Origin of the sequence: Kitasatospora sp. NPDC088779 (assembly GCF_040685395.1) — a bacterium.
Classification (GTDB): domain Bacteria; phylum Actinomycetota; class Actinomycetes; order Streptomycetales; family Streptomycetaceae; genus Kitasatospora.
This window is the reverse complement of the sequence record NZ_JBFBHW010000036.1, coordinates 53,384-76,543: the sequence shown is the minus strand read 5'-3', so window position 1 is coordinate 76,543 and position 23,160 is coordinate 53,384. Positions and strand designations below refer to the sequence as shown.

Here is a 23,160-nt window from a genome sequence, read left to right as displayed (position 1 = left end):
CTACTGTTGCCAGTGGTTCGTAGTGGTGCACATGGTCCGGGACCAGCGTGTCCCACGGTCGGGCGGGGGCTGCCACCGGGCTGAGATCTGGCTCAAATCCGCAGGTCATCCGTACCGCATAAGGAGCATCCCGTGACCGATGCCGCGTTGAAGGACGAGTCGCAGCGGCCTGCCGAACCAGCCGTGCTGGACGACGTTCCGGGCTGGTTCTGGGAGCATGACCGGCACTCGTTCGACTGGTTCATGGGACGGCAGGAGAAGACCGGGGTCACCGGCGACCTGCTGGAGATGGGTGCGTACCTGGGCCGCAGCGCGATCGTGATCGGCGAGCACCTCCAGCCCGGCGAGTCCTTCACCGTCTGTGACCTCTTCGACTCGGACGCGCCGGACGACGAGAACGCGGCCGAGATGGACATCTCCTACCGGAAGTCGCTGACCCGCTCGGCCTTCGAGGTCAACTACCTCGCCTTCCACGAGGAACTGCCGGAGATAATCCAGGCCCCGACCTCCGTCCTGGCCGGCGGGCGGATCGCGGCGGGCACGTTCCGCTTCATCCACATCGACGCCTCGCACCTGTACGAGCACGTCGTGGGCGACCTCCAGGTGGCCCGGGTCGCGCTCCAGGACCAGGGTGTCGTCGTCCTGGACGACTACCGCTCGCAGCACACCCCGGGCGTGGCCGCCGCGACCTGGGGCGCGGTCTTCAACCACGGGCTCAAGCCGATCATGTTGACCGAGTGCAAGTTCTACGGCACCTGGGGGGATCCGGAGCCGTTCCAGCGCGACCTGCTCGACCGGGTGGACCTCGCCGAGGGCTGCTACCTCAGCTCCGAGACCCTGAACGGGCAGCAGGTGCTCCGGATGACCGGAAGCTCGGACGGGATCGACGCGTTCCGCCCCTCCCGCCACCACCGGCGGCTGACCTCCGAGGCGGCCCGGAACGAGGCCTCGCAGTCCCGCCGGGCGGCCCAGGAGGCCCAGGAGGAGGCCGCCCGCGACCTCGCCGCCCGCCGGGCCCGCGCCGCCGAACTGCGCCGCCCGGCCAATGTCGCCAAGCGCGCCGCCCGCGACCTGCTCCCCCCGGTCGTCACCGCCGTCATCCGCCGCGCCCGCCGCGGCTGACGGCCGCCCCCCGACGGCCGACGGGTCCGACCGGGACCCGGCACCCCGCCCCGTCCTGTCCCATCCGGCCCCCGTCAACGCCGAAGGGCCGGTCGACGACTCGACCGACCCTTCGGCGTTGCACGCTCCCTCAGGCCCGCGAGGCCTCCCGCGGCTCCCGCCCGGAGCCCGCAGGGCCGTCGGCGCCCTCGCCGGCCGCGGCCTCCTCGGCCAGCTCGCGCCGGACGGCGGCCAGGGACGGGTTGGCCCAGGCGCTGGCGACGCCCCAGTGGTAGAAGGCCAGCGCGATGGCCGCGACGACCAGCAGGTCCCAGCCCTCGGGCAGGTAGCCCTGGCCACCGAAGTCGGTGCTGCCGGCCCAGGAGACACCGGCCATCACGAACAGGTACGCGACCATCCAGGCGCCCGCCTTCAGGTGCGGCTTCAGCTCGGCCCACGGCTTGCGCAGCTCGTACCAGGCCCAGATCGGCAGACCGGCGGCCATCAGCAGGATGACCTTGCCGGTGAGCGGCCAGCGGGCCCAGTACAGGACCAGCGAGCCGAACACCATCGCCACGGGGGCGATGACCGGCATGGCCCGCAGCCGGACCGGCCGGGGCAGGTCCGGGGCGAGGCGGCGCAGTGCCATCACGGCGACCGGGCCGGTGACGTACGAGATCACGGTGGCGACCGAGACGATCTCGGCCAGCGAGCCCCAGCCGCGGAAGACCGCGAGGAACAGGAAGGCGACCACCAGGTTGAGCACCAGGGCCGGGCGCGGGATGCCGGTCTTGGCGTCGACCTTGCCGAAGATCTTCGGCAGGTGGCCGTTCTCCTGCACACCGTGGATCATGCGCGAGGTGGTGGCGGCGTAGATCATGCCGGTGCCGCTGGGGGAGACGAAGGCGTCCGCGTACAGCAGCAGGGCGAGCCAGTTGAGGCCCCAGACCATCGCGAGGTCGGCGAGCGGCGAGGTGTAGGCGAGGCTGCTCCAACCGTGCGACAGGTCGGCGGCCGGGATGGCACCGAGGAAGGCGATCTGCAGCGCGACGTAGATCACCAGGGCGATCAGGATCGAGCCGATGACGGCCTTGGGCAGCGACTTGCCGGGGTTGCGGGCCTCGCCGGCCAGGTTGAGCGGGGACTGGAAGCCGTTGAAGGCCCAGACGATGCCGGACACCGCGACGGCGGTGAACACGGCGCTCCAGCCGTTCGGCGCGAAGCCGCCGTGGTCGGTGAAGTGGGCGGTGTCGAAGTGGGCGAACAGCAGCGCGCCGGCGGTCAGGGTCGGGACGATGACCTTGAAGACGGTGATCGCCGTGTTGGTCTTGGCGAACATCGTGATGGCGAACCAGTTGAGGACGAAGTAGCCGACCAGCAGCACGCTGGCCAGTGCCACCCCGCTCAGGGTGAGTTCCTTGCCGTTGTACAGCCCCTGCGCCCAGCCGAAGTGCCAGGAGCTCATGTACTGGACGGAGGCGGTGGCCTCGCCGGGGATGACCGAGACGATGGCGATCCAGTTGGCCCAGGCGGCGAGGTAGCCGGCCAGCGAGCCGTGCGAGTACTGGCCGTACCGGACCATGCCGCCGGCCTTGGGGAACATCGACCCGAGCTCGCTGTAGGTGAGCGCGATGGTCAGTGCCACCGCGGCCCCGATCACCCAGGCCAGGATCGACGCGGGGCCGGCCAGCCGGGCGGCGCGCTCGGCGCCGAACAGCCACCCGGATCCGATGATGGATCCGAGCCCCACGGCGGTCAGGCTGATGGTGCCGAGCGATCGCCGGTAGTTCTGATGTGATGCCGTCGGAGACTCTGGCTCACTCAACGTATCGGTCCTCTCGCTCGGGGTTTCATCGGGTGGTGTCGTGGTTTTTGTGCTGGTTTCCGGACAAACGGAGACAGCCTATGGGGCCAAAAGGGGCGAATACCTCAAGGGAAGCTCAAACTGTCCGATCGTTGCCATCTCGTGTCCGCTTTCCGGGTCACGACAGCCGCAGAAGTCGCCTGGGTCACAGCGGTTGCGGGGGGTCGCGAGCGCCGCGGCGGCCACCCGGTCCGCAGGGAGAATCCGGGAGAACCCGCGAGAACCCGTGGACGGCGGCGGCGCGCCGGGAAAAAGAAATTCCCCGCGGGTTCCTTTCGGATCCCACGGGGAATTCGGTTGTGTCCGAGGGGGGACTTGAACCCCCACGCCCGATAAAGGGCACTAGCACCTCAAGCTAGCGCGTCTGCCATTCCGCCACCCGGACAGGGTGTGTGCTTCGGGGTTTTTCTCGCCCCCTCGGCGACAGAGAGAACATTACCAGGGTTCTGGAGTGCTTCTCACCTGCGTTTCCCCGGGTGGGGGGACGTCCGGGTCGGCAGGGGTGGTCGGGCTGGTTGGGATGGGTCGCCACGGTGCGCGAACCCCGGCCGAAGTGGTGGCGAGCGCGAAGGAAACGGTCGACCCCGGCGGTGGCTGCGGTCCGTTCCGGCCGGAAGCGGTCCGACACGGGCAAGTTGTCGACGGTGCCACGGTCCCGTCGGTGCCTCTCCTAGCCTCTGTGGATCGAGGGCGCCATGAGCGGAACGCCTGATTCCCGGGTCGCGGACACCCCCGGGTCGCGGACGAAGGGCGGCTGGACGTGGAGCAGATCAGCGGGGCGGCGAAGGCCGAGCCGAGACGCGCCGGGCCGGAGCGCGCACGCGCCGAGCCGAGACGCGCCGGGCCGGAACGCGCACCCGCCGGACCGGTCGAGGGCGTGTGGCGCTTCCCGGTGCCGGCCGAGGAGGCCTCGGTGCCGCTGACCCGGCACGCGGTCCGTGACCGCCTGCTGGCCCAGGGGATGGCCGGGGTGCGCTACCAGGAGCTGGTGGACGACGTGCTGCTGATCGTCTCGGAGCTGGTGAGCAACGCGGTGACGCACGCGGCGAAGCTGTCGCCGGAGGTGACGACCGAGCTGGCGGTCCGCCGGGGCTGGGTCCGGGTGTCGGTCGAGGACGGTGACCCGTACCGGCCGAAGGCGCTGGAGAGCGACACCGGGCGGACCGGCGGCCGCGGCCTGCTGCTGGTGAAGAGCGTGACGTTGCAGGCCGGCGGGGTGTGCGACGTGGAGCGGACGGGGGAGGGCGGCAAGGTCATCTGGGCCTCGCTGCCCGTCCCCCCGGAGACCGACGACTGAGCGCCGCGGGCCCGCCGACCGGTCCCGCCCGCCTACCAGTCCCGCCCGGCGATCTCCCGGATCCCCGGCAGCGCCGCCTCGAAGACCGTCTCGAACCACACCGAGAACGGCCGCTCGGCGCGCAGTTCCCGCAGCTCCTGCGCGGTCACGAAGGCGTAGTCGTCCACCTCGTCGGGGTTGGGCTCGACGGGCGCGGTCACCAGCCCGACGAACAGGTGGTTCCACTCCCGCTCGATCAGCCCGGAGGCCTCGTCCGGCAGGTCGTAACGGACCGTGCCCGCCTCGCAGAGCAGCGCCGGCGCGATGCCGAGTTCCTCGGCGGTGCGGCGGGCGGCGGCGACGAACGGCGGCTCGTCCGGGTACGGGTGGCCACAGCAGGTGTTCGACCAGACGCCGGGGGAGTGGTACTTGCCGAGCGCCCGCCGCTGGAGCAGCAGCCGCCCCTGGCGGTCGAAGAGGAACACCGAGAACGCGCGGTGCAGGCGGCCGGGCTGCTGGTGTGCCCAGAGCTTCTCGGCGGTGCCGGTGGTGACGCCCTCGTCGTCGACCAGTTCCAGCAGGATCTCGGGACCGGCGCCGGCGGTCCCGGTCGAGGCCCCCGGGGCGACCGTCACGTCCGTCTCGACGTCGAGACCGGTGTCGATCTCGGAGTCGAAGTGTGTCGGGTTGGTCGGCAGGCTCTGGGGCATGGGGCCTCTTTCGGGAGGGGGGGAGCAACGGAAGCATCGGGGTACGTCCGGTACACCGGGTGCAGCGGACGCAGCGGGGGCACCGGCGCCGGCGTCGGGCTCCAGTCTGCCGTATGGGTGGCGGTGGGTACGGGTCCCACGCACAACCGGGCGGATCATGACCGTCGGCAGGTCGATTCCGGGCAGAGATGGGCCCGATACGTTCCCGGAAGGGTCATCGGAATAGCAGGACTGTTCGGTATCCGTTCCCCTCGCGTTCGATCGTTGCCTCGCCCGCGCGTTCGATCACTCCTTCGCCACCCTCCCGTCACCTCGCAGCCCCCGGCCGCGTTCGGGCCGGCCGCCCGGGTCGCCTACCATCGCTTACGGCACGGTGCCCGCACTCGCGGCGGCACCGGCGCGCCGATTCGCGGCCCGGCCGGACGGAAAGCCGGTGCCCCGGCACCCCGCGCGCACCGCCCCGCGCACCGCACGACGGATCAGGAGACCCCGCATGATCGGCCTCGTTCTGGCAGCCGGCGCCGGCCGCCGGCTGCGCCCGTACACCGACACCCTGCCCAAGGCGCTGGTGCCGGTCGACGGGGAGCGGACCGTGCTGGACCTCACCCTCGGCAACTTCGCCGAGGTCGGCATCCGCGAGGCGGCGATCGTCGTCGGCTACCGCAAGGAGGCGGTGTACGACCGCAAGGACGCCCTGGAGAGCAAGTACGGCGTCAAGCTCCACCTGGTCGAGAACGACAAGGCCGAGGAGTGGAACAACGCGTACTCGCTCTGGTGCGCCCGCGAGCTCTTCGCCGAGGGCCTGCTGCTGGCCAACGGCGACACCGTGCACCCGGCGTCCGTGCAGCGCACCATGCTGGAGGGCAACCAGCGCCTCGTCGAGGCCGGCACCGCCCCCGGCATCCTGCTGGCCCTCGACACGGTGAAGAAGCTCGCCGACGAGGAGATGAAGGTCGTCGTCGACCCGGCCGCCGGCATGCGCCGCATCACCAAGCTGATGGACCCGACCGAGGCCACCGGCGAGTACATCGGCGTCACCGTGATCAACCCCGCCGCCGCCGTCGACCTGACCGACGCGCTGCGCGCCACCTACGAGCGCGACCCGCAGCTGTACTACGAGGACGGCTACCAGGAGATGGTCAACCGCGGCCTGCGGATCGACGTGCAGCCGATCGGCGAGGTCTCCTGGGTCGAGGTCGACAACCACGACGACCTGGCGAAGGCGCGGGAGATCGCGTGCCAGTACTGACCCGGCTGGTTCCGTCGCCGCTGTTCGTCGAGGTCCGCCCGGGCGCGCTGGACGCGCTCGGCGGCATCCTCGCCGACCAGCGGCTGTCCGCCTCGGGCCGGATCGCGGTGGCGATCAGCAACGGCTCGGGAGCGGCGATGCGCCGGCGCCTGGAGCCGGCCCTGCCCGGCGCCGACTGGTACAACGTGGACGACGGCAGCCTGGACAGCGCGGTGCGCCTGGCCGAGTCGGTGCGCGGCGGGCACTACGACGCGATGGTCGGCCTCGGCGGTGGCAAGATCATCGACGCCGCCAAGTACGCCGCCGCCCGGGTCGGACTGCCGCTGGTCGCGGTCGCCACCAACCTGGCCCACGACGGCATCTGTTCGCCGGTCTCCACGCTCGACAACGACGCCGGCCGCGGCTCCTACGGGGTGCCCAGCCCGATCGGCATCATCGTCGACCTGGATGTGATCCGGCAGGCCCCGCCGCGTTTCGTGGCAGCCGGCATCGGCGACGTGGTCTCCAACATCTCCGCCTGCGCGGACTGGGAGTTGTCGCACGCGGTCACCGGCGAGCCGGTGGACGGCCTGGCCGTGGCGATGGCCCGCTCGGCCGGCGAGAACCTGCTGCGGCACCCAGGTAACACTCAGGATCAGGACCTCCTCACGGCCCTCGCGGAAGCCCTGGTACTGTCCGGCATCGCGATGAACATCGCGGGCAGCACCCGGCCTTCCTCGGGCGCCTGCCACGAGATCTCGCATGCCCTGGACGTGCTGTACCCCAAGCGTTCCGCCCAGCACGGCGAACAGGTCGGCCTCGGCGCCGCGTTCGCCAGCTTCCTGCGGGGCGAGCGCGAGCTGACCGGTCTGATCGTGGAGCGCCTGGCGAGCCACGGGCTGCCGGTGACCGCAGCTCAGATCGGCTTCACCGAGGCGGAGTTCACCGACGCGGTGCACTACGCTCCGAACACCCGCCCGGGGCGCTTCACCATCCTTGAGCACCTCGACCTCTCCCCCTCAGCAATCAGGGACGCGTACGCCGACTATGTCCAAGCCGTCAACAGCTGACCCCTCCACCGCGGGCGCCGAGCGGCCCCCGGTGGACCTGACCCGCCGGCCCTCGATCGAGGAACTGCGCGCGGTGATCCACCCGGAGGGCATGCTCCAGCGCCGCAGCGCCGAGCACTGGGCCGGGCGCCTGTACATGCGGCGGATCTCGCTGCGGATCACCCGCGTGCTCTCCACCGTGACGGCGATCACGCCGAACGGCCTGACGTACCTGATGATGTTCACCGGCGTCCTGGCCGGCGCCGCGCTGGTCGTGCCGGGCATCGCGGGCGCGGTCCTGGGGGCCCTGCTGATCCAGGTCTACCTGCTGCTGGACTGCGTGGACGGCGAGGTGGCCCGCTGGCGCCGGCAGACCTCGCTCACCGGCGTCTACCTGGACCGGGTCGGCCACTACATGTCCGAGGCGGCCCTGCTCACGGGGCTGGGCCTGCGCGCCACCGACCTGCTGCACCGCGAGGGCGGCGGCTCGCACTGGGAGTGGGCGTTCCTGGGCACGCTGGCCGCGCTCGGCGCGATCCTGATCAAGTCCGAGACGGACCTGGTGGACGTGGCCCGGGCCCGCAGCGGCCTGACGGCGGTCGAGGACAGCGCCTCGGTGCCGCGCTCGTCCTCGGTGGCCAAGGCCCGCCGGGCGGCCTCCTTCCTGAAGTTCCACCGACTGGTCGGTGCGGTCGAGGCCTCGCTGCTGATCCTCGCGGCCGGGATCGCCGACGCCGTCCACGGCGGGCTGTTCTTCACCCGGGTCGCGGTGGTGGCGCTGGCGGCGATCGCCATGCTGCAGACCGTGCTGCACCTGCTGAGCATCGTCCTCTCCAGCAGGCTGCGATGAGCGCCCCGACCAGCGCGGAGAGCTTCCGCCTCGGAGCCGTCATCATCACCATGGGCAACCGCCCCGAGGAACTGGCCGCCCTGATCGAATCGGTGCGCGCCCAGGAGGGCGCGGCGGTCGAGCTGGCCGTGGTGGGCCAGGGCGCCCAGCTGCCGCCGCTGCCGGAGGGCGTGCGCAGCGTCGAGCTGCCGGAGAATCTCGGCATCCCGGGCGGGCGCAACGTCGGCATCGAGCTGTTCGGCCGCGACGGCCGGGACGTGGACGCCGTCCTCTTCCTGGACGACGACGGGCACCTGCCGCGCACCGACTCGGCCCGCCTGCTGCGCGAGGCCTTCACCGCCGACCCGGAGCTGGGCATCGTGGCCTTCCGGATCGCCGACCCCGACACCGGCGTGACCCAGCGCCGGCACGTCCCCCGGCTGCGCGCCAGCGACCCGCTGCGCTCGTCCCGGGTGACCACCTTCCTGGGTGGCGCGACCGCCGTGCGCTGCGCGGTGTTCGAGCAGGCCGGGCAGTTGCCCGCGGAGTTCTTCTACGCCCACGAGGAGACCGACCTCGCGTGGCGCGCGGCGGACGCCGGCTGGGCCATCGACTACCGCGCGGACGTGGTGCTGCACCACCCGACGACCTCGCCCGCCCGGCACGCCACCTACTTCCACAACATTGCCCGTAACAGGGTTTGGCTCGCCAGACGGAACCTTCCGGCCCTGTTGGTGCCTCTCTATCTGGGAACCTGGTTCCTGCTGACCCTGGCCCGCCGCCCCTCCTCGGAGGCGCTGAAGGCCTGGTGGGGCGGGTTCCGGGCGGGCTGGCGCGAACCCTGCGGTCCGCGGCGGCCCATGCGATGGCGTACCGTTTGGCGATTGACCAGGCTGGGCCGGCCACCGGTCATCTGATCGAATGATCGATCGCTGCGGCCGGTGACCACACACCGGCCGGACTCTCCCCGTGATCCAGTGGATCCCCATCGGCGCAAGGCCGGCGGACCCCCGTCGACCGGCCGCCCCGACCGATCCCGCGTGAAGGACGAATGTGTCGACAGTGAGTGAACCCGTCAGCCTCTCATCCCCCAGGGGGGTGGACGCGGGCCTGACCCCCAAGCAGCTTGCGGACAAGTACGGCCTGGCCGTGAGCGGCAGGCGGCCCGGCCTGATCTCCTACACCAAGCAGCTCTGGGCCCGGCGCCACTTCATCTGGGCCTTCGCCACCGCCCGCCTGGTGGCCCAGTACACCGACGCCAAGCTCGGCCAGCTGTGGCAGGTCGTGACGCCGCTGCTGAACTGCGCGGTGTTCTACCTGGTCTTCGGTGTGATCCTGAAGAGCAAGGACAACTTCCCGCCGGACACCTACATCGCCTGGCTCTGCATCGGCGTCTTCGTCTTCCAGTTCACCCAGAACGCGGTGCAGTCCGGCACCCGGGCGATCGCCGACAACCTCGGGCTGATCCGGGCGCTGCACTTCCCCCGGGCCTCGCTGCCGATCGCGTTCACCGTGATCCAGCTCCAGCAGCTGCTGATCTCGATGGTGGTGCTGGTCGGCACCGTGCTGGTCAGCGGCATCAAGCCGGGCCGGACCTGGCTGCTGATCATCCCGGCCCTGCTGCTGCAGATGATGTTCAACACGGGCATCGCCCTGGTCATGGCGCGGCTCGGCTCCAAGACCAGCGACATCTCCCAGCTGATCCCCTTCGTGATGCGGGCCTGGATGTTCCTGTCCGGCGTGATGTTCAGCATCGAGGACAAGATCAAGGAATGGCCGGACTACATCCAGACGCTGATGTCCCTCAACCCGGCGTCGGTCTACATGGACCTGCTCCGGCACGCCTTCGCGCCGATCATCTACAACCCGCACCAGCCCCAGCACCAGGTACTTCCGCACCACCAGTGGACCTACGCCATCGGGTGGGCGGTCGTGATGTTCGTGATCGGATACGTCTTCTTCTGGAAGGCCGAGGAGGAGTACGGCCGTGGCTGACGTCGAACTGAGCAAGCTGGACACCATCCGGGACGCGGACGTCGCCCGCGAGCCCACCGTCGTCGTCGACGACGTGCACATCGTCTACCGGGTGCACGGCGCCGGCTCCGGCAAGGGCAGCGCCACCTCGGCGCTGAGCCGCATCATCAGCCGCAAGCGCTCCGCGGGCGTGCGCGAGGTGCACGCCGTGCGCGGCGTCAGCTTCACCGCCTACAAGGGCGAGGCGATCGGCCTGATCGGCTCCAACGGCTCCGGCAAGTCGACCATGCTGGCCGCGATCGCGGGCCTGCTGCCGACCGAGAAGGGCGGCATCTACACCAACGGCCAGCCCTCGCTGCTGGGCGTGAACGCGGCGCTGATGAACGAGCTCACCGGTGAGCGCAACGTCATCCTCGGCTGCCTGGCGATGGGCATGGCGCCGGCCGACGTGCGCAGCCGCTACCAGGACATCGTCGAGTTCTCCGGCATCAACGAGAAGGGCGACTTCATCTCGCTGCCGATGCGCACGTACTCCTCCGGCATGGGCGCCCGCCTGCGCTTCGCCATCGCCGCCGCGAAGACCCACGACGTGCTGCTGATCGACGAGGCGCTGGCCACCGGCGACCAGGCGTTCCAGCAGCGCAGCAAGAAGCGGATCGACGAACTGCGCAAGTCCGCCGGTACGGTCTTCCTGGTCAGCCACGACAACAGCTCGATCCGCGAGGTCTGCGAGCGGACGATCTGGATCGAGGCCGGCGAGCTGATCATGGACGGCCCGACCGAAGAGGTCGTCGGCCGCTACGAGCGCGGCGAGCGCCCGTAACCGCAGGCCGTCCAGGGGGCCGGTTCCGGGGTTTCCGGGGCCGGCCCCCTGTTCGTGCGCCCCCGCCGGTACCCCGGGTGGCCCGCCGCCGCGGGGGTGAGCGCCCCCGTGCGCCGGGCGGGGCGCTCTTCTCCGGCGCGCCCCGTGGTGTCAGGCTGTATGCGCGGGGGCGGTGTGCCGGAGGTGGCGCCCCCGCTCGGACGCGTGTCCGAGTCGGGCCGGTGATGCCCAGCGGTGTAGAACGGGGGAGTGACAGCAGTGTCGGCTTCGGCCCAGCCCAGAGATACGTCGGTGAACCGCTCCGCGGGGGAGACCCTGGACAAGGCGGGCGCGGAGAACTTCCCGGTCGCCCCGTTCTTCCTGCCCGCGGCCTGGCGCGACGACCTGATGGCCGTCTACGGCTACGCCCGGCTGGTCGACGACGCCGGCGACGGCGACCTGGCCGATCCGGCCGCCACCGCCGCCCTGCTCGGGGTCGAGGCCACGCCTCCCGCCACCCCTTCGGCCCAGTCCGGCCCGCCGACTCCGCGGCAGGTCGCCTTCCGCCTCGCACTGCTGGACGGACTGGAGCACGATCTCGACCGGGTCTTCGAGGCGGCGTTCCACCCGGGAGCCGCCGAGGGCCCCCGCCACCCGCTGCTGCGCAGCCTCGTGCCGCTGGTCGACCGGCACGGGCTCACCCCGGAGCCGTTCCGCCGCCTGATCGAGGCCAACCGGGTGGACCAGACCACCACCCGCTACGCCGGCTACGACGACCTGATCGGCTACTGCACCCTCTCCGCCGACCCGGTCGGCCGCCTGGTGCTGGCCATCGCCGGCGTCTCCACCCCCGAGCGGATCGAGCTGTCCGACGCGATCTGCAGCGCCCTCCAGGTGGTCGAACACCTTCAGGACGTCGCCGAGGACCTCGCCCACGGGCGGATCTACCTCCCCGCCGAGGACCTCGCCCGGTTCGGCGTCACCGAGGCGGACCTCGCCGCTCCCACCGCCGGCGGCCCGGTGCGCGAGCTGATCGCCTTCGAGGTGCAGCGGGCCCGCACCCTGCTCGACCGCGGCGCGCCATTGGTAGGTACGGTTCGGGGGAGGCTTCGACTGCTCCTGGCGGGATTCACCGCCGGCGGGTACGCGGCCCTGGCGGCCATCGAGGACGCCGGGTACGACGTGCTCGCGCAGCAGGCGAAGCCTGACAAGCGCCGCCTCGCAGCGAAGGCGGCGGCCATCTTCGCGAAGGGAAGGTGAACGCCCGAGTGGCGGCATCACCACTGGCGTCGGCCCAGGTCATGGCGGCGTACCGGTACTGCGAGGCAGTCACCGGACTTCAGGCACGCAACTTCAGCTACGGCATCCGGTTGCTGCCCGAACCCAAGCGGCTGGCCATGTCGGCCCTGTACGCCCTGGCCCGCCGGGTCGACGACATCGGCGACGGGGACCTCCCGTCCGACCGCAAGGCCGAGGCGCTGGTGCGCACCCGGGAACTGGTGGACGAGGTCCGCGCCGGGGCGGTCGCCGAGGACGACACCGACCCGATCAAGGTCGCCCTGGCCGACGCGGCCCGGCGCTTCCCGATCCCGCTCGGCGGCTTCGACGAACTGATCGACGGCGTCGAGATGGACCTCAAGGGCGCCGAGTACCAGACCTACGAGGAACTGAAGGTCTACTGCCGCTGCGTGGCCGGCTCGGTCGGCCGGCTCTCGCTCGGCGTGTACGGCTGCGACGACCCCGAGCGCGGCGCGGGCTACGCGGACACCCTGGGCCTGGCCCTGCAGCTCACCAACATCCTGCGCGACCTGCGCGAGGACGCCCTGAACGGCCGCACCTACCTGCCCGCCGAGGACCTGGCCCGGTTCGGCTGCGAGCAGGGCTTCGCGCTGCCCAGGCCGCCGGTCGGCGCCGACTTCACCGGCCTGGTGGCCTTCGAGGCCGCCCGCGCCCAGGCCGCCTTCGAGGAGGGCCTGCGGCTGCTGCCCATGCTCGACCGCCGCAGCCGGGCCTGCACCGCCGCGATGGCGGGGATCTACCACCGGCTGCTCGGCCGGATCGCCGCCGACCCCGAGTCCGTACTGCGCGGCCGGGTCTCGCTGCCGGGCTGGGAGAAGGCGTACGTCGCGCTTTCCGGGCTCGCCGGGGGGCGTTCTTGATTCTCACCGCAGTTCTGTCACGCTGTGTCAGCGGGGAATCACAAGCGGGCAGGGCAGTGTTGACCACGACCGGGCCGGTCACGAGCGTGCCGGCCGGAGCGACCGCCGCAGGGCGGTCCAGCAATCGCGAGGGGGAGGGCCGATGACCGGGCGAGCCGATGCCGCGCGCCCGGCCGCCGTTGTGGTCGGCGGCGGCCTGGCCGGGATCACCGCCGCGCTGCGGCTGGCCGAGGCCGACCACCGGGTCACGCTGGTCGAGGGGCGGCCCAGGCTCGGCGGGCTGGCGTTCTCCTTCCAGCGCGGCGAGCTGACCGTCGACAACGGCCAGCACGTGTACCTGCGCTGCTGCACCGCCTACCGCGGCCTGCTGGAGCGGCTCGGCGCCGCCCGGCTGGTCCACCTGCAGGACCGGCTGGACGTCCCGGTGCTCTCCGTCTCCGGGCCGGACGCGGCCCCGGTGCGCACCCTCGGGCGGCTGCGCCGGGCCGGCCTGCCCGTCCCGCTGCACCTGGCCGGCAGCCTCGCCCGCTACCCGCACCTCGGGCCGGCCGACCGCGCCCGGGTGGTCCGCGGCGCGCTGGCGCTCCAGGGCCTGGACCTTGCCGACCCGGCACTGGACGAGATCTCCTTCGGCGAGTGGCTGCGCCGCAACGGGCAGAACGCGAACACCCTCGCCGCGCTCTGGGACCTGGTCGGCGTCGCCACCCTGAACGCCCGGGCCGACCAGGTGTCGCTGGCGCTGGCGGCGATGGTCTTCAAGACCGGCCTGCTCTCCGACCCGGGCGCCTCCGACATCGGCACGGCCGCCGTCCCGCTCGGCGTGATCCACCACGACCGGGCGCTCGCCGAGCTGGAACGCGCCGGCGTGAAGGTGCTGCTGCGCGCCCGCGTCGCGGAGCTCAAGCCGGCGGTGCCCCAGCACGCCGTCCATCTGGAAGGCGACGCGGAGCCGCTCGCCGCCGAGACCGTCGTGCTGGCCGGCGCCCAGGACAGCGCGGCCGCCCTGCTGCCCCCGAACGCCCTCCCCGGCCAGGACCGGCTGGCCGACTTCGGCACCGCGCCGATCCTCAACGTGCACGTGGTCTACGACCGTAAGGTGCTGCGGCGGCCGTTCTTCGCCGCCCTCGGCTCCCCGGTGCAGTGGGTCTTCGACCGCACCGCGCACTCCGGCCTGGCCGGCACCGGGCTCGGCCGGGCCCACCCCGGAGCCCAGTACCTGGCGCTCTCGCAGTCCGCCGTCCAGGACGAGATCGACCTGCCGGTCGCGGAGCTGCGCCGCCGGTACCTGCCGGAGCTGGCGCGACTGCTCCCGGCCGCCGCCGGGGCCGAGGTGCTGGACTTCTTCGTCACCCGTGAGCGCACCGCCACCTTCGACCCGGCGCCCGGCAGCGCGCTGCTGCGCCCGTCGGCCTGCACGGACGTCCCCGGCCTCTTGCTGGCCGGCGCGTGGACGGCCACCGGCTGGCCCGCGACCATGGAGGGGGCCGTGCGCAGCGGCCACGCCGCGGCCGACGCGGCGCTCGCCGCGGCCGGCAGCCGGCTCCCGGTGGACCGGGGCGACGGGAGGTGGCCCCGGTGACGGCGGGCGCCGCCGGGGACCCCGCCAGAGCCGGCGGGCCTCCCGTCGACCGCACCGGCGGGAACGACACCGGCCGCACCGGCCGCACCGGCGGCACTGACAGCGGTGACACCGGCACCAGCCGCACCGACCCGAGCCGCATCGACACCGGCCACATCGACACCAGCCGCACCGACAGCGCAAGCACCCGGCAGCCCCGGGCGGTCCGGCACCACGAGGGAGAGGGAACGCACGTGGAGTCACGCACCGGCAGCGCCGTCGGAGGCACGGCGCACGCCGAACCGGTCTCGGTGCCGGAGCTGCTGGCCCGCAGCCGCACGCTCTGCACCCCGCCGCTACGGTCCGCCGTCGCCCGTTTGGCCGCACCGATGGACACCGTCGCCGCGTACCACTTCGGCTGGATCGACCGGGACGGCACTCCGTCCAAGGGCGACGGCGGCAAGGCCGTGCGCCCCGCCCTGGCCCTGCTCTCCGCCCGGGCCACCGGCGCCGCCGCCGAGGTCGGCGTGCCGGGCGGGGTCGCGGTTGAACTGGTGCACAACTTCTCCCTGCTCCATGATGATCTGATGGACGGTGACGAGACCCGGCGGCACCGGGCCACCGCCTGGACGGTCTTCGGTCCGGCTCAGGCGATCCTGGTCGGCGACGCCCTGGCGACGCTCGGCACGGAGGTGCTGCTCGACGCCGCGGTGCCCGGCGGTACGAGCCCCACCGACGCCGCGCGGGCCGTCCGGCTGCTCACCACGGCGACCCGCCGACTGATCGACGGCCAGGCCATGGACGTCGCCTTCGAACAGCGCGACAGCGTCACCGTCGCCGAGTGCCTGGAGATGGAGGGCGGCAAGACCGCGGCGCTGCTGGCGGCCGCCTCGGCGATCGGCGCCGTCCTGGCCGGGGCCGACGACAAGGTCTCCGAACCGCTCGAGCGCTACGGCCACCACCTGGGCCTGGCCTTCCAGGCGGTGGACGACCTGCTCGGCATCTGGGGCGCCACCGAGGTCACCGGCAAGCCGCACTGGGGCGATCTGCGCCAGCGCAAGAAGTCCCTGCCGGTCGCCGCCGCGTTGGCCGAGGGCGGCGCGGCCTCGCGCCGGCTCGCCGAGCAGCTGGCCGACCCGAAGGGCCGCGGCGAGGAGGGCGAGCCCGAGCTCGCCGCCCGGGCCGCGCTGATCGAAGAGGCCGGCGGCCGCGCCTGGACCCAGGAGGAAGCCCGCCGCCAGCACACGACTGCCCTCGCCGCCCTGGACGAGGTGCCCATGTCCGACGAGGTGCGCGAGCACTTCGTCGCACTCGCCGAATTCGTGGTGGTACGAGAGAGGTGACGTTACGTTGACAGCAACCGCGGACGGCCGGCTCGACCCTGAGTACGATTCCGAGCCGGTCGCGGTGGGCGACCGCCCCCCGACCCTGCTGGGCGCCGGGCGGTGGCAGCCCGAAGACACCGACCAGCTCCGGCCGGCCGGTGAGGCGGACCTCGGAGCGGCCGACGCGCAGGAGGCCCTGGCCCGTGCCACCACCCACCTGCTCTCGCTGCAGAGCTCCGAGGGCTGGTGGAAGGGCGACCTGGAGACCAACGTCACGATGGACGCCGAGGACTTACTGCTGCGGCAGTTCCTCGGGATCCGGACCGAGGACCAGACCAAGGCCACCGCCGAGTGGATCCGGTCCCAGCAACGGGAGGACGGCACCTGGGCCACCTTCCACGGCGGGCCGGCCGAACTGTCCACCACCGTCGAGGCGTACGTCGCCCTCAAACTCGCCGGCGACGACCCCGAGGCCCCGCACATGGTGGCCGCCGCGCGGTACGTCCGCTCGGCCGGGGGCATCGCGGCCGCCCGGGTCTTCACCCGGATCTGGCTCGCGCTCTTCGGCTGGTGGCCGTGGGAACGGCTCCCCGAGATGCCGCCCGAGATCATCTTCCTGCCCAAGTGGCTGCCGCTGAACATCTACGCCTTCGGCTGCTGGGCCCGCCAGACCATCGTCCCGCTGACCGTCGTCTCGGCCCACCGCCCCGTCCGTCCGGCGCCCTTCCCGCTCACCGAGCTGCACACCGACCCGGACCACCCCTACCCCGACCGGCCGCTCGCCCCCGCCACCAGCTGGGACGGCCTCTTCGAGCGCCTCGACAAGGTCCTGCACGCCTACCACCACCGGGCCCTGCGCCCGCTGCGCCGGCTCGCCGTCTCGCAGGCCTGCCGCTGGATCGTCGAACGGCAGGAGGCCGACGGCTGCTGGGGCGGCATCCAGCCGCCGGCCGTGTACTCGCTGATCGCCCTGCACCTGGAGGGCTACGAGCTGGAGCACCCGGTGATGAAGGCCGGACTCTCCTCCTTCGACCGCTTCACCGTGCACACCGAGGACGGCCGCCGCTGGCTGGAGGCCTGCCAGTCCCCGGTCTGGGACACCTGCCTGGCCACCATCGCGCTGGTCGACGCCGGGCTGCCGGCCGACCACCCGGCGCTGGTCTCGGCCGTCGACTGGATGCTCGGCGAGGAGATCCGCAAGGACGGCGACTGGTCCGTCCAGCGGCCCTCGCTGGCCCCCGGCGGCTGGGCCTTCGAGTTCGAGAACGACACCTACCCCGACATCGACGACACCGCCGAGGTGGTGCTCGCGCTGGGCCGGGTCGACCACCCCGACCCGGCCAAGGTCGATGCGGCGATGGACCGCGGCGTGCTCTGGAACCTCGGCATGCAGTCCAAGAACGGGGCCTGGGGCGCCTTCGACGTCGACAACACCAGCACGCTGCCCAACAAGCTGCCGTTCTGCGACTTCGGCGAGGTGGTCGACCCGCCGTCCGCCGACGTCACCGCCCACGTGGTGGAGATGCTCGCCGAGACCGGCCGGGCCCGCGACCGGCGCACCCGGCGCGGCGTCGAGTGGCTGCTGCACAACCAGGAGGCGGACGGCTCCTGGTTCGGCCGCTGGGGCACCAACTACATCTACGGCACCGGCTCGGTGCTGCCCGCCCTGGTCGCGGCCGGCGTCCCGGACGAGCACCCGGCGATCCGGCGGGCCGTCCGCTGGCTGGAGGACCGGCAGAACACCGACGGCGGCTGGGGCGAGGACATGCGCTCCTACGAGGACCCGGCCCGCTGGGCCGGGCGCGGCGACTCCACCGCCTCGCAGACCGCGTGGGCGCTGATGGCGCTGCTCGCGGCCGGGGAGGGCCCGGACGGCCGGGCCAACCCGGCGGTGGAACGCGGCGTGGACTGGCTGGTGCGCACCCAGCTGCCCGAGGGCACCTGGGACGAGCCGCAGTTCACCGGCACCGGCTTCCCGTGGGACTTCTCCATCAACTACCACCTGTACCGGTTGGTCTTCCCGGTCACCGCGCTCGGCCGCTACCTGCACGGCAGCCCCGCCTTCGGCGGCAGGAACGGCGACACCCCGGCGATCGGGGCGGCGCGGTGACCACCGCACCGCTGCTGGTGCTCTGCGCGCTGGGCCCCGAGGTCTGGGCGCTGCGCGGCGGCGACTGGCGCGGCGCGGCCGGCGGGCCGCCGGTGCTGGTGCGCACCGGCATGGGCCGGCGGCGGGCCGCGCTGACCGTCCGCCGGCTGCTCGGCTCCGCCCCCGGCGGCTACGGCGCGGTCGTGGTGGCCGGCTTCGGCGCCGCGGTCGGTCCGGGCGTGCTGCCGGGCGACATCGTGGTCGCCGACGGCGTGCGCGACGCGGAGGGGCACCTGTACCCCGTCGACTCCGGACCGGAGCTCGCCAGGGCCCTCAAGGAGCTCGGCCTGACCGCGCACGCCGGGGTGCACCACACCGCCGACCACGTCGTCCGCGGCCTCGAACGGCGGGCCCTGCACCTCCAGGGCGCGCTCGCCGTCGACATGGAGGCCGCCGCCGTGCTGGCCGCGCTGCGGGAACGGCGGCCGACGCTGCCCGCCGCCGTCCTGCGGGTGGTCGTGGACACCCCCGAGCGCGAACTGCTGCGGCTCGGAACCCTCCCGGCCGGGGTGCGTGCCTGGCGGACCCTGCGGGCGGCGGTACCCGCCCTGGTCGACTGGTACCGGCAGGAGTCCCGGCCCGGCCCCGCGGACCTGAACCACCCCACATCCTCGACGCTCCCCCAGGAGGCGAGCTAGCCATGGCCATGCCGTTGCGCCAGACCGTGCGGGTCGGCACCTACCTCATGCAGCAGAAGCTGCTCAAGCGCCGGGACAAGTTCCCGCTGATCGTCGAACTGGAGCCGCTGTTCGCCTGCAACCTCGCCTGTGAGGGCTGTGGCAAGATCCAGCACCCGGCGGGTGTGCTGAAGCAGCGGATGCCGGTGGCCCAGGCGGTCGGCGCGGTCCTGGAGTCGGGTGCCCCGATGGTCTCGATCGCCGGCGGCGAGCCACTGATGCACCCGCAGATCGACGAGATCGTCCGCCAGCTCGTCGAGCGCCGCAAGTACGTCTTCCTCTGCACCAACGCGCTGCTGATGCGCAAGAAGATGGACAAGTTCAAGCCCTCGCCGTACTTCACCTTCGCCGTGCACATCGACGGCATGCGCGAGCGGCACGACGAGTCGGTGGCCAAGGAGGGCACCTTCGACGAGGCGGTGGCGGCGATCAAGGAGGCCAAGCGGCGCGGCTTCCGGGTCACCACCAACAGCACCTTCTTCAACACCGACACCCCGCAGACCATCATCGAGGTGCTGGACTTCCTCAACGACGAGCTCAAGGTCGACGAGATGATGATCTCCCCGGCCTACGCCTACGAGAAGGCCCCCGACCAGGAGCACTTCCTCGGCGTCGACCAGACCCGGGAGCTCTTCCGCAAGGCCTTCGCCGGCGGCAACCGGAGCCGCTGGCGGCTCAACCACAGCCCGCTCTTCCTGGACTTCCTGGAGGGCAAGGCCGACTTCGAGTGCACCCCCTGGGGCATCCCCAACTACTCGCTGTTCGGCTGGCAGCGGCCCTGCTACCTGATGGCCGACGGCTACGTGCCCACCTACCGCGAACTCGTCGAGAAGACCGACTGGAGCAAGTACGGCCGCGGCAAGGACCCGCGCTGCGCCAACTGCATGGCGCACTGCGGCTACGAGCCGACCGCCGTACTCGCCACCATGGGCTCGCTCAAGGAGTCGCTGCGCGCCATCACCGAGACCATCGGCGCCAACCGCGGCCACTGAGCCGGTCGTTCGACCGCGCCACCGCTCCCGAGGACACCCCGTCCGGCCCGGGCCCCGCGCCCGGGCCGGCCCCGCTCCCGCCGGGCGGCGGCACCACCGCACCACTCCGAGTCGTGAGGTGTACCCATGTCACTGCTCTCCAGCGTCACGTCCCCGGCCGAACTGCGAAAGCTTCCGGCGGTCGAACTCCCCCTGCTCGCCGACGAGATCCGCGCGTTCCTGATCGACGCCGTCACCCGCACCGGCGGACACCTCGGGCCCAACCTCGGCGTGGTCGAGCTGACCATCGCCCTGCACCGGGTCTTCGACTCCCCGTACGACCGGATCGTCTTCGACACCGGTCACCAGAGCTACGTCCACAAACTGCTCACCGGCCGCCAGGACTTCTCCCGGCTGCGGATGAAGGGCGGGCTCTCCGGCTACCCCTCGCGCGGCGAGTCCGAACACGACCTGGTCGAGAACTCGCACGCCTCCACCGCCCTGTCCTACGCCGACGGCCTCGCCAAGGCCGCCCGACTGCTCGGCCAGCACGACCGGCACACCGTCGCGGTGATCGGCGACGGCGCGCTCACCGGCGGGCTCGCCTGGGAGGCGCTCAACAACATCGCCGAGGCCCGCGACCGGCCGCTGGTCATCGTCGTCAACGACAACGAGCGCTCCTACGCCAGGACCATCGGCGGCCTCGCCAACCACCTGGCCACCCTGCGCACCACCCAGGGGTACGAACGCTTCCTCGCCCTCGGCAAAGGTGCGCTGCAGCGCACCCCGCTCGTCGGCCAGCCGATCTTCGACGCGCTGCACGGGGCCAAGAAGGGCTTCAAGGACGCCTTCGCGCCACAGGGCATGTTCGAGGACCTCGGGCTGAAGTACCTCGGGCCGATCGACGGCCACGACCTCGGCGCCGTCGAACAGGCGCTGCGCCAGGCGCGCAACTTCGGCGGCCCCGTCATCGTGCACTGCCTCACCGTCAAGGGACGCGGCTACCGGCCCGCCGAACAGGACGAGGCCGACCGCTTCCACGCCGTCAACCCGATCGACCCGTACACCTGCCTGCCGATCTCGCCCAGCGGCGGAGTGTCCTGGACCTCGGTGTTCGGCGACGAGCTGGTCGCGCTCGGCGCCGAGCGGCCCGACCTGGTGGCGATCACCGCGGCCATGCTCCAACCGGTGGGCCTGGCCCGCTTCGCCAAGGCCTTCCCGGAACGCACCTTCGACGTCGGCATCGCCGAGCAGCACGCCGTCACCTCCGCCGCCGGCCTCGCCACCGGCGGCCTGCACCCGGTCGTCGCCGTCTACGCGACCTTCCTGAACCGGGCCTTCGACCAGGTCCTGATGGACGTCGCCCTGCACCGGCTCGGTGTCACCTTCGTCCTCGACCGCTCCGGGGTCACCGGCAGCGACGGCGCCTCGCACAACGGCATGTGGGACATGTCGATCCTGCAGGTCGTCCCGGGCCTCAGGCTCGCCGCCCCGCGCGACGCCGACCAGCTGCGGGCCCAGCTGCGCGAGGCCGTCGAGGTCGCGGACGCCCCCACCGTGGTCCGCTTCCCCAAGGCCACCATCGGGCCCGCCGTGCCGGCCGTCGAGCGGATCGGCGGGATGGACGTCCTGCTGCGCACCGGCCGGCCGTCGGAGATCCTCCTGGTCGCGGTCGGCACCACCGCCGCCGCCTGCCTGGACGCCGCCCGGCTGCTGCTCGCCGAGGGCTTCACCGCGACCGTCGTCGACCCCCGCTGGGTCAAACCGGTCGACCCGGCCCTGCCGGAACTGGCCGCCGCCCACCGGCTGGTCGTCACCGTCGAGGACAACGGCCGCACCGGTGGCGTCGGCGCCGCCGTCGCCCAGGCGCTGCGCGACGCCGACGTGGACGTGCCGGTGCGGGTGCTCGGCCTGCCGCAGGAGTTCCTCGGCCACGCCGCCCGCGGGGAGATCCTGGAGGAGACCGGCCTGACCGGCACCGGAGTCGCCGCGCAGACCGCCGTCTTCGCCAAGAACCTGCTACCGAACCGAGGAGCGAACCAGCGCCATGCCGGCTGACCCCGACCGCACCGCCGCCGCCAGCTTCGACCTCGCCGCGCTGATCGCCGAACGCGGCGCCGAGCGGTACGAGCTGCACGGCCGCCACCTCAACCCGCAGCTGCCGCGCATGCTGCACACCATCGGGTTCGACAAGTACTACGAGCGCGCCAAGGGCCCGTACTTCTACGACGCCGAGGGCAACGAGTACCTCGACATGCTGGCCGGCTTCGGCATCTTCGCGCTGGGCCGCCACCACCCGGTCGTGCGGTCGGCGATCCAGCAGGTGATGGACCTCGACCTGCCGGACCTGGTCCGCTTCGACTGCTCGCCGCTGCCCGGGCTGCTCGCCGAGCGGCTGCTCTCGTACGCGCCCGGGCTGGACCGGGTGTTCTTCGGCAACAGCGGCACCGAGGCGGTGGAGACCGCGCTCAAGTTCGCCCGGTACGCCACCGGCCGCAGGCGCGTCCTGTACGCCGACCACGCCTTCCACGGGCTGACCACCGGCTCGCTCTCCGTCAACGGGGAGAGCGGTTTCCGCAAGGGCTTCGACCCGCTATTGCCGGACACCGCCATCCCGCTCGGCGACCTCGGCGCGCTGGCCAAGGAGCTGAGGCGCGGCGATGTCGCGGCCCTGATCGTCGAGCCGATCCAGGGCAAGGGCGTCCTGGCGCCGCCGCCCGGCTGGCTGCGCGCCGCGCAGGCCCTGCTGCACGAGCACAGGGCGCTGCTGATCTGCGACGAGGTGCAGACCGGGATCGGCCGTACCGGCGAGTTCTTCGCCTACCAGCACGAGGAGGGCGTGCTGCCCGACCTGGTCTGCGCGGCCAAGGCGCTCTCCGGCGGCTACGTGCCGGTCGGGGCGACGCTCGGCAAGAGCTGGATCTTCGAGAAGGTGTACTCCTCGATGGACCGGGTGCTGGTGCACTCGGCCAGCTTCGGCGCCAACGCCCAGGCGATGGCGGCCGGACTGGCGACCCTGGAGGTGATGCGCGAGGAGAAGGTGGTGGAGAACGCGCGTCAGGTCGGCGACCAGTTGCGCGAGCGGCTGGCCGCGCTGGTCGACCGGTACGAGCTGCTCGCCGAGGTGCGCGGCCGGGGGCTGATGATCGGCATCGAGTTCGGCCGGCCCAAGTCGCTCAAGCTGCGCACCGGCTGGACGGCCCTGCAAGCCGCGCGCAAGGGGCTGTTCGCCCAGATGGTGGTCGTCCCGCTGCTCCAGCGGCACCGGATCCTGACCCAGGTGTCCGGTGACCACCTGGAGGTGATCAAGCTGATCCCGCCGCTGATCATCACGGAGCGCGACGTCGACCGGTTCGTGGACGCCTTCACCGACATCATGGATGACGCTCACCGGGGGAGCGGGCTGATGTGGGACTTCGGGCGGACGCTGGTGAAGCAGGCGGTCGGCAGCCGCTGAGCCGGTTCCGGGCCGGCTCTGGGTGGGTGCT

Annotated in this window: 19 protein-coding genes and 1 tRNA gene; 17 read left to right on the top strand and 3 right to left on the bottom strand. The window is 72.3% G+C overall.

The window, feature by feature from the left end; all coding sequences use genetic code 11:
- The first annotated feature begins 132 nt into the window (after window positions 1–132).
- Window positions 133–1,122 carry a class I SAM-dependent methyltransferase gene (locus tag AB0P03_RS28520; RefSeq protein WP_363585861.1) on the top strand — a complete coding sequence of 330 codons (990 nt, stop codon included), beginning with the start codon at window positions 133–135 and terminating at the stop codon, window positions 1,120–1,122.
- 130 nt (window positions 1,123–1,252) lie between these two features.
- On the opposite strand, the gene AB0P03_RS28515 is transcribed toward AB0P03_RS28520, so the two are convergent.
- Entirely contained in the window at window positions 1,253–2,926 is a 1,674-nt protein-coding gene (locus AB0P03_RS28515) for an APC family permease (protein ID WP_363585862.1), read from the bottom strand.
- Window positions 2,927–3,265: 339 nt separating this feature from the next.
- Window positions 3,266–3,350, bottom strand: a tRNA-Leu gene (locus AB0P03_RS28510).
- Between the two features lie 492 nt (window positions 3,351–3,842).
- Here AB0P03_RS28510 and AB0P03_RS28505 point away from each other — a divergent pair.
- Window positions 3,843–4,262, top strand: coding sequence for an ATP-binding protein (locus tag AB0P03_RS28505; protein WP_063351556.1), 420 nt, complete (start codon window positions 3,843–3,845; stop codon window positions 4,260–4,262).
- A gap of 32 nt (window positions 4,263–4,294) precedes the next feature.
- On the opposite strand, the gene idi is transcribed toward AB0P03_RS28505, so the two are convergent.
- The gene (idi, locus tag AB0P03_RS28500; RefSeq protein WP_350875539.1) at window positions 4,295–4,951 is read right to left on the bottom strand and encodes an isopentenyl-diphosphate Delta-isomerase; all 657 of its coding nucleotides are present in this window, start codon (window positions 4,949–4,951) and stop codon (window positions 4,295–4,297) included.
- A 493-nt stretch (window positions 4,952–5,444) separates the two neighbouring features.
- On the opposite strand from idi, the gene AB0P03_RS28495 reads away from it, so the two are divergent.
- From AB0P03_RS28495 to AB0P03_RS28425, 15 genes are all read left to right on the top strand, one after another.
- On the top strand, window positions 5,445–6,200 hold the full coding sequence (locus AB0P03_RS28495) for a phosphocholine cytidylyltransferase family protein (RefSeq protein ID WP_363367292.1): 756 nt from the start codon (window positions 5,445–5,447) through the stop codon (window positions 6,198–6,200).
- Window positions 6,188–7,249 (top strand): iron-containing alcohol dehydrogenase family protein, encoded by a 1,062-nt coding sequence (locus AB0P03_RS28490; protein WP_063350092.1) that lies wholly within the window; start codon window positions 6,188–6,190, stop codon window positions 7,247–7,249. Before AB0P03_RS28495 ends, AB0P03_RS28490 begins: the two co-directional genes overlap by 13 nt.
- Before the next feature lie 91 nt (window positions 7,250–7,340).
- Window positions 7,341–8,078 carry a CDP-alcohol phosphatidyltransferase family protein gene (locus AB0P03_RS28485; RefSeq protein WP_363585903.1) on the top strand — a complete coding sequence of 246 codons (738 nt, stop codon included), beginning with the start codon at window positions 7,341–7,343 and terminating at the stop codon, window positions 8,076–8,078.
- Window positions 8,075–8,974 (top strand): glycosyltransferase, encoded by a 900-nt coding sequence (locus AB0P03_RS28480; protein ID WP_363585863.1) that lies wholly within the window; start codon window positions 8,075–8,077, stop codon window positions 8,972–8,974. The genes AB0P03_RS28485 and AB0P03_RS28480 overlap by 4 nt, the downstream gene beginning before the upstream one ends.
- 136 nt (window positions 8,975–9,110) lie before the next feature.
- The gene (locus AB0P03_RS28475; RefSeq protein WP_363585864.1) at window positions 9,111–10,052 is read left to right on the top strand and encodes an ABC transporter permease; all 942 of its coding nucleotides are present in this window, start codon (window positions 9,111–9,113) and stop codon (window positions 10,050–10,052) included.
- Window positions 10,045–10,854: an ABC transporter ATP-binding protein gene (locus AB0P03_RS28470; RefSeq protein ID WP_350875547.1), complete on the top strand. Its 810-nt coding sequence runs from the start codon at window positions 10,045–10,047 to the stop codon at window positions 10,852–10,854. The genes AB0P03_RS28475 and AB0P03_RS28470 overlap by 8 nt, the downstream gene beginning before the upstream one ends.
- A 291-nt stretch (window positions 10,855–11,145) precedes the next feature.
- On the top strand, window positions 11,146–12,093 hold the full coding sequence (gene hpnC, locus AB0P03_RS28465) for a squalene synthase HpnC (RefSeq protein ID WP_363585865.1): 948 nt from the start codon (window positions 11,146–11,148) through the stop codon (window positions 12,091–12,093).
- Window positions 12,094–12,134: 41 nt separating this feature from the next.
- The gene (gene hpnD, locus AB0P03_RS28460; protein ID WP_350875695.1) at window positions 12,135–12,992 is read left to right on the top strand and encodes a presqualene diphosphate synthase HpnD; all 858 of its coding nucleotides are present in this window, start codon (window positions 12,135–12,137) and stop codon (window positions 12,990–12,992) included.
- Window positions 12,993–13,134: 142 nt separating this feature from the next.
- Window positions 13,135–14,571 carry a hydroxysqualene dehydroxylase HpnE gene (gene hpnE / locus AB0P03_RS28455; RefSeq protein ID WP_363631518.1) on the top strand — a complete coding sequence of 479 codons (1,437 nt, stop codon included), beginning with the start codon at window positions 13,135–13,137 and terminating at the stop codon, window positions 14,569–14,571.
- 290 nt (window positions 14,572–14,861) lie between these two features.
- Window positions 14,862–15,893 (top strand): polyprenyl synthetase family protein, encoded by a 1,032-nt coding sequence (locus tag AB0P03_RS28450; protein ID WP_363585904.1) that lies wholly within the window; start codon window positions 14,862–14,864, stop codon window positions 15,891–15,893.
- 7 nt (window positions 15,894–15,900) lie between these two features.
- On the top strand, window positions 15,901–17,985 hold the full coding sequence (gene shc / locus AB0P03_RS28445; protein WP_363616924.1) for a squalene--hopene cyclase: 2,085 nt from the start codon (window positions 15,901–15,903) through the stop codon (window positions 17,983–17,985).
- Window positions 17,982–18,662 carry a 1-hydroxy-2-methyl-2-butenyl 4-diphosphate reductase gene (locus AB0P03_RS28440; RefSeq protein ID WP_350875555.1) on the top strand — a complete coding sequence of 227 codons (681 nt, stop codon included), beginning with the start codon at window positions 17,982–17,984 and terminating at the stop codon, window positions 18,660–18,662. Before shc ends, AB0P03_RS28440 begins: the two co-directional genes overlap by 4 nt.
- 2 nt (window positions 18,663–18,664) lie before the next feature.
- Window positions 18,665–19,693 (top strand): adenosyl-hopene transferase HpnH, encoded by a 1,029-nt coding sequence (gene hpnH, locus AB0P03_RS28435; RefSeq protein ID WP_063350100.1) that lies wholly within the window; start codon window positions 18,665–18,667, stop codon window positions 19,691–19,693.
- A 126-nt stretch (window positions 19,694–19,819) separates the two neighbouring features.
- Window positions 19,820–21,730 (top strand): 1-deoxy-D-xylulose-5-phosphate synthase, encoded by a 1,911-nt coding sequence (gene dxs, locus AB0P03_RS28430; RefSeq protein ID WP_363585868.1) that lies wholly within the window; start codon window positions 19,820–19,822, stop codon window positions 21,728–21,730.
- Entirely contained in the window at window positions 21,720–23,129 is a 1,410-nt protein-coding gene (locus AB0P03_RS28425) for an aspartate aminotransferase family protein (RefSeq protein ID WP_363631516.1), read from the top strand. The genes dxs and AB0P03_RS28425 overlap by 11 nt, the downstream gene beginning before the upstream one ends.
- Window positions 23,130–23,160: the final 31 nt, after the last annotated feature.

Bases quoted from the DNA above. Each gene is read 5' to 3' on its own strand.
- idi (WP_350875539.1), bottom strand. From the start codon at position 4,951: ATGCCCCAGAGCCTGCCGACCAACCCGACACACTTCGACTCCGAGATC.
- AB0P03_RS28495 (WP_363367292.1), top strand. From the start codon at position 5,445: ATGATCGGCCTCGTTCTGGCAGCCGGCGCCGGCCGCCGGCTGCGCCCG.
- AB0P03_RS28485 (WP_363585903.1), top strand. From the start codon at position 7,341: ATGCTCCAGCGCCGCAGCGCCGAGCACTGGGCCGGGCGCCTGTACATG.
- AB0P03_RS28480 (WP_363585863.1), top strand. From the start codon at position 8,075: ATGAGCGCCCCGACCAGCGCGGAGAGCTTCCGCCTCGGAGCCGTCATC.
- hpnD (WP_350875695.1), top strand. From the start codon at position 12,135: ATGGCGGCGTACCGGTACTGCGAGGCAGTCACCGGACTTCAGGCACGC.
- hpnE (WP_363631518.1), top strand. From the start codon at position 13,135: ATGACCGGGCGAGCCGATGCCGCGCGCCCGGCCGCCGTTGTGGTCGGC.
- hpnH (WP_063350100.1), top strand. From the start codon at position 18,665: ATGGCCATGCCGTTGCGCCAGACCGTGCGGGTCGGCACCTACCTCATG.
- dxs (WP_363585868.1), top strand. From the start codon at position 19,820: ATGTCACTGCTCTCCAGCGTCACGTCCCCGGCCGAACTGCGAAAGCTT.
- AB0P03_RS28425 (WP_363631516.1), top strand. From the start codon at position 21,720: ATGCCGGCTGACCCCGACCGCACCGCCGCCGCCAGCTTCGACCTCGCC.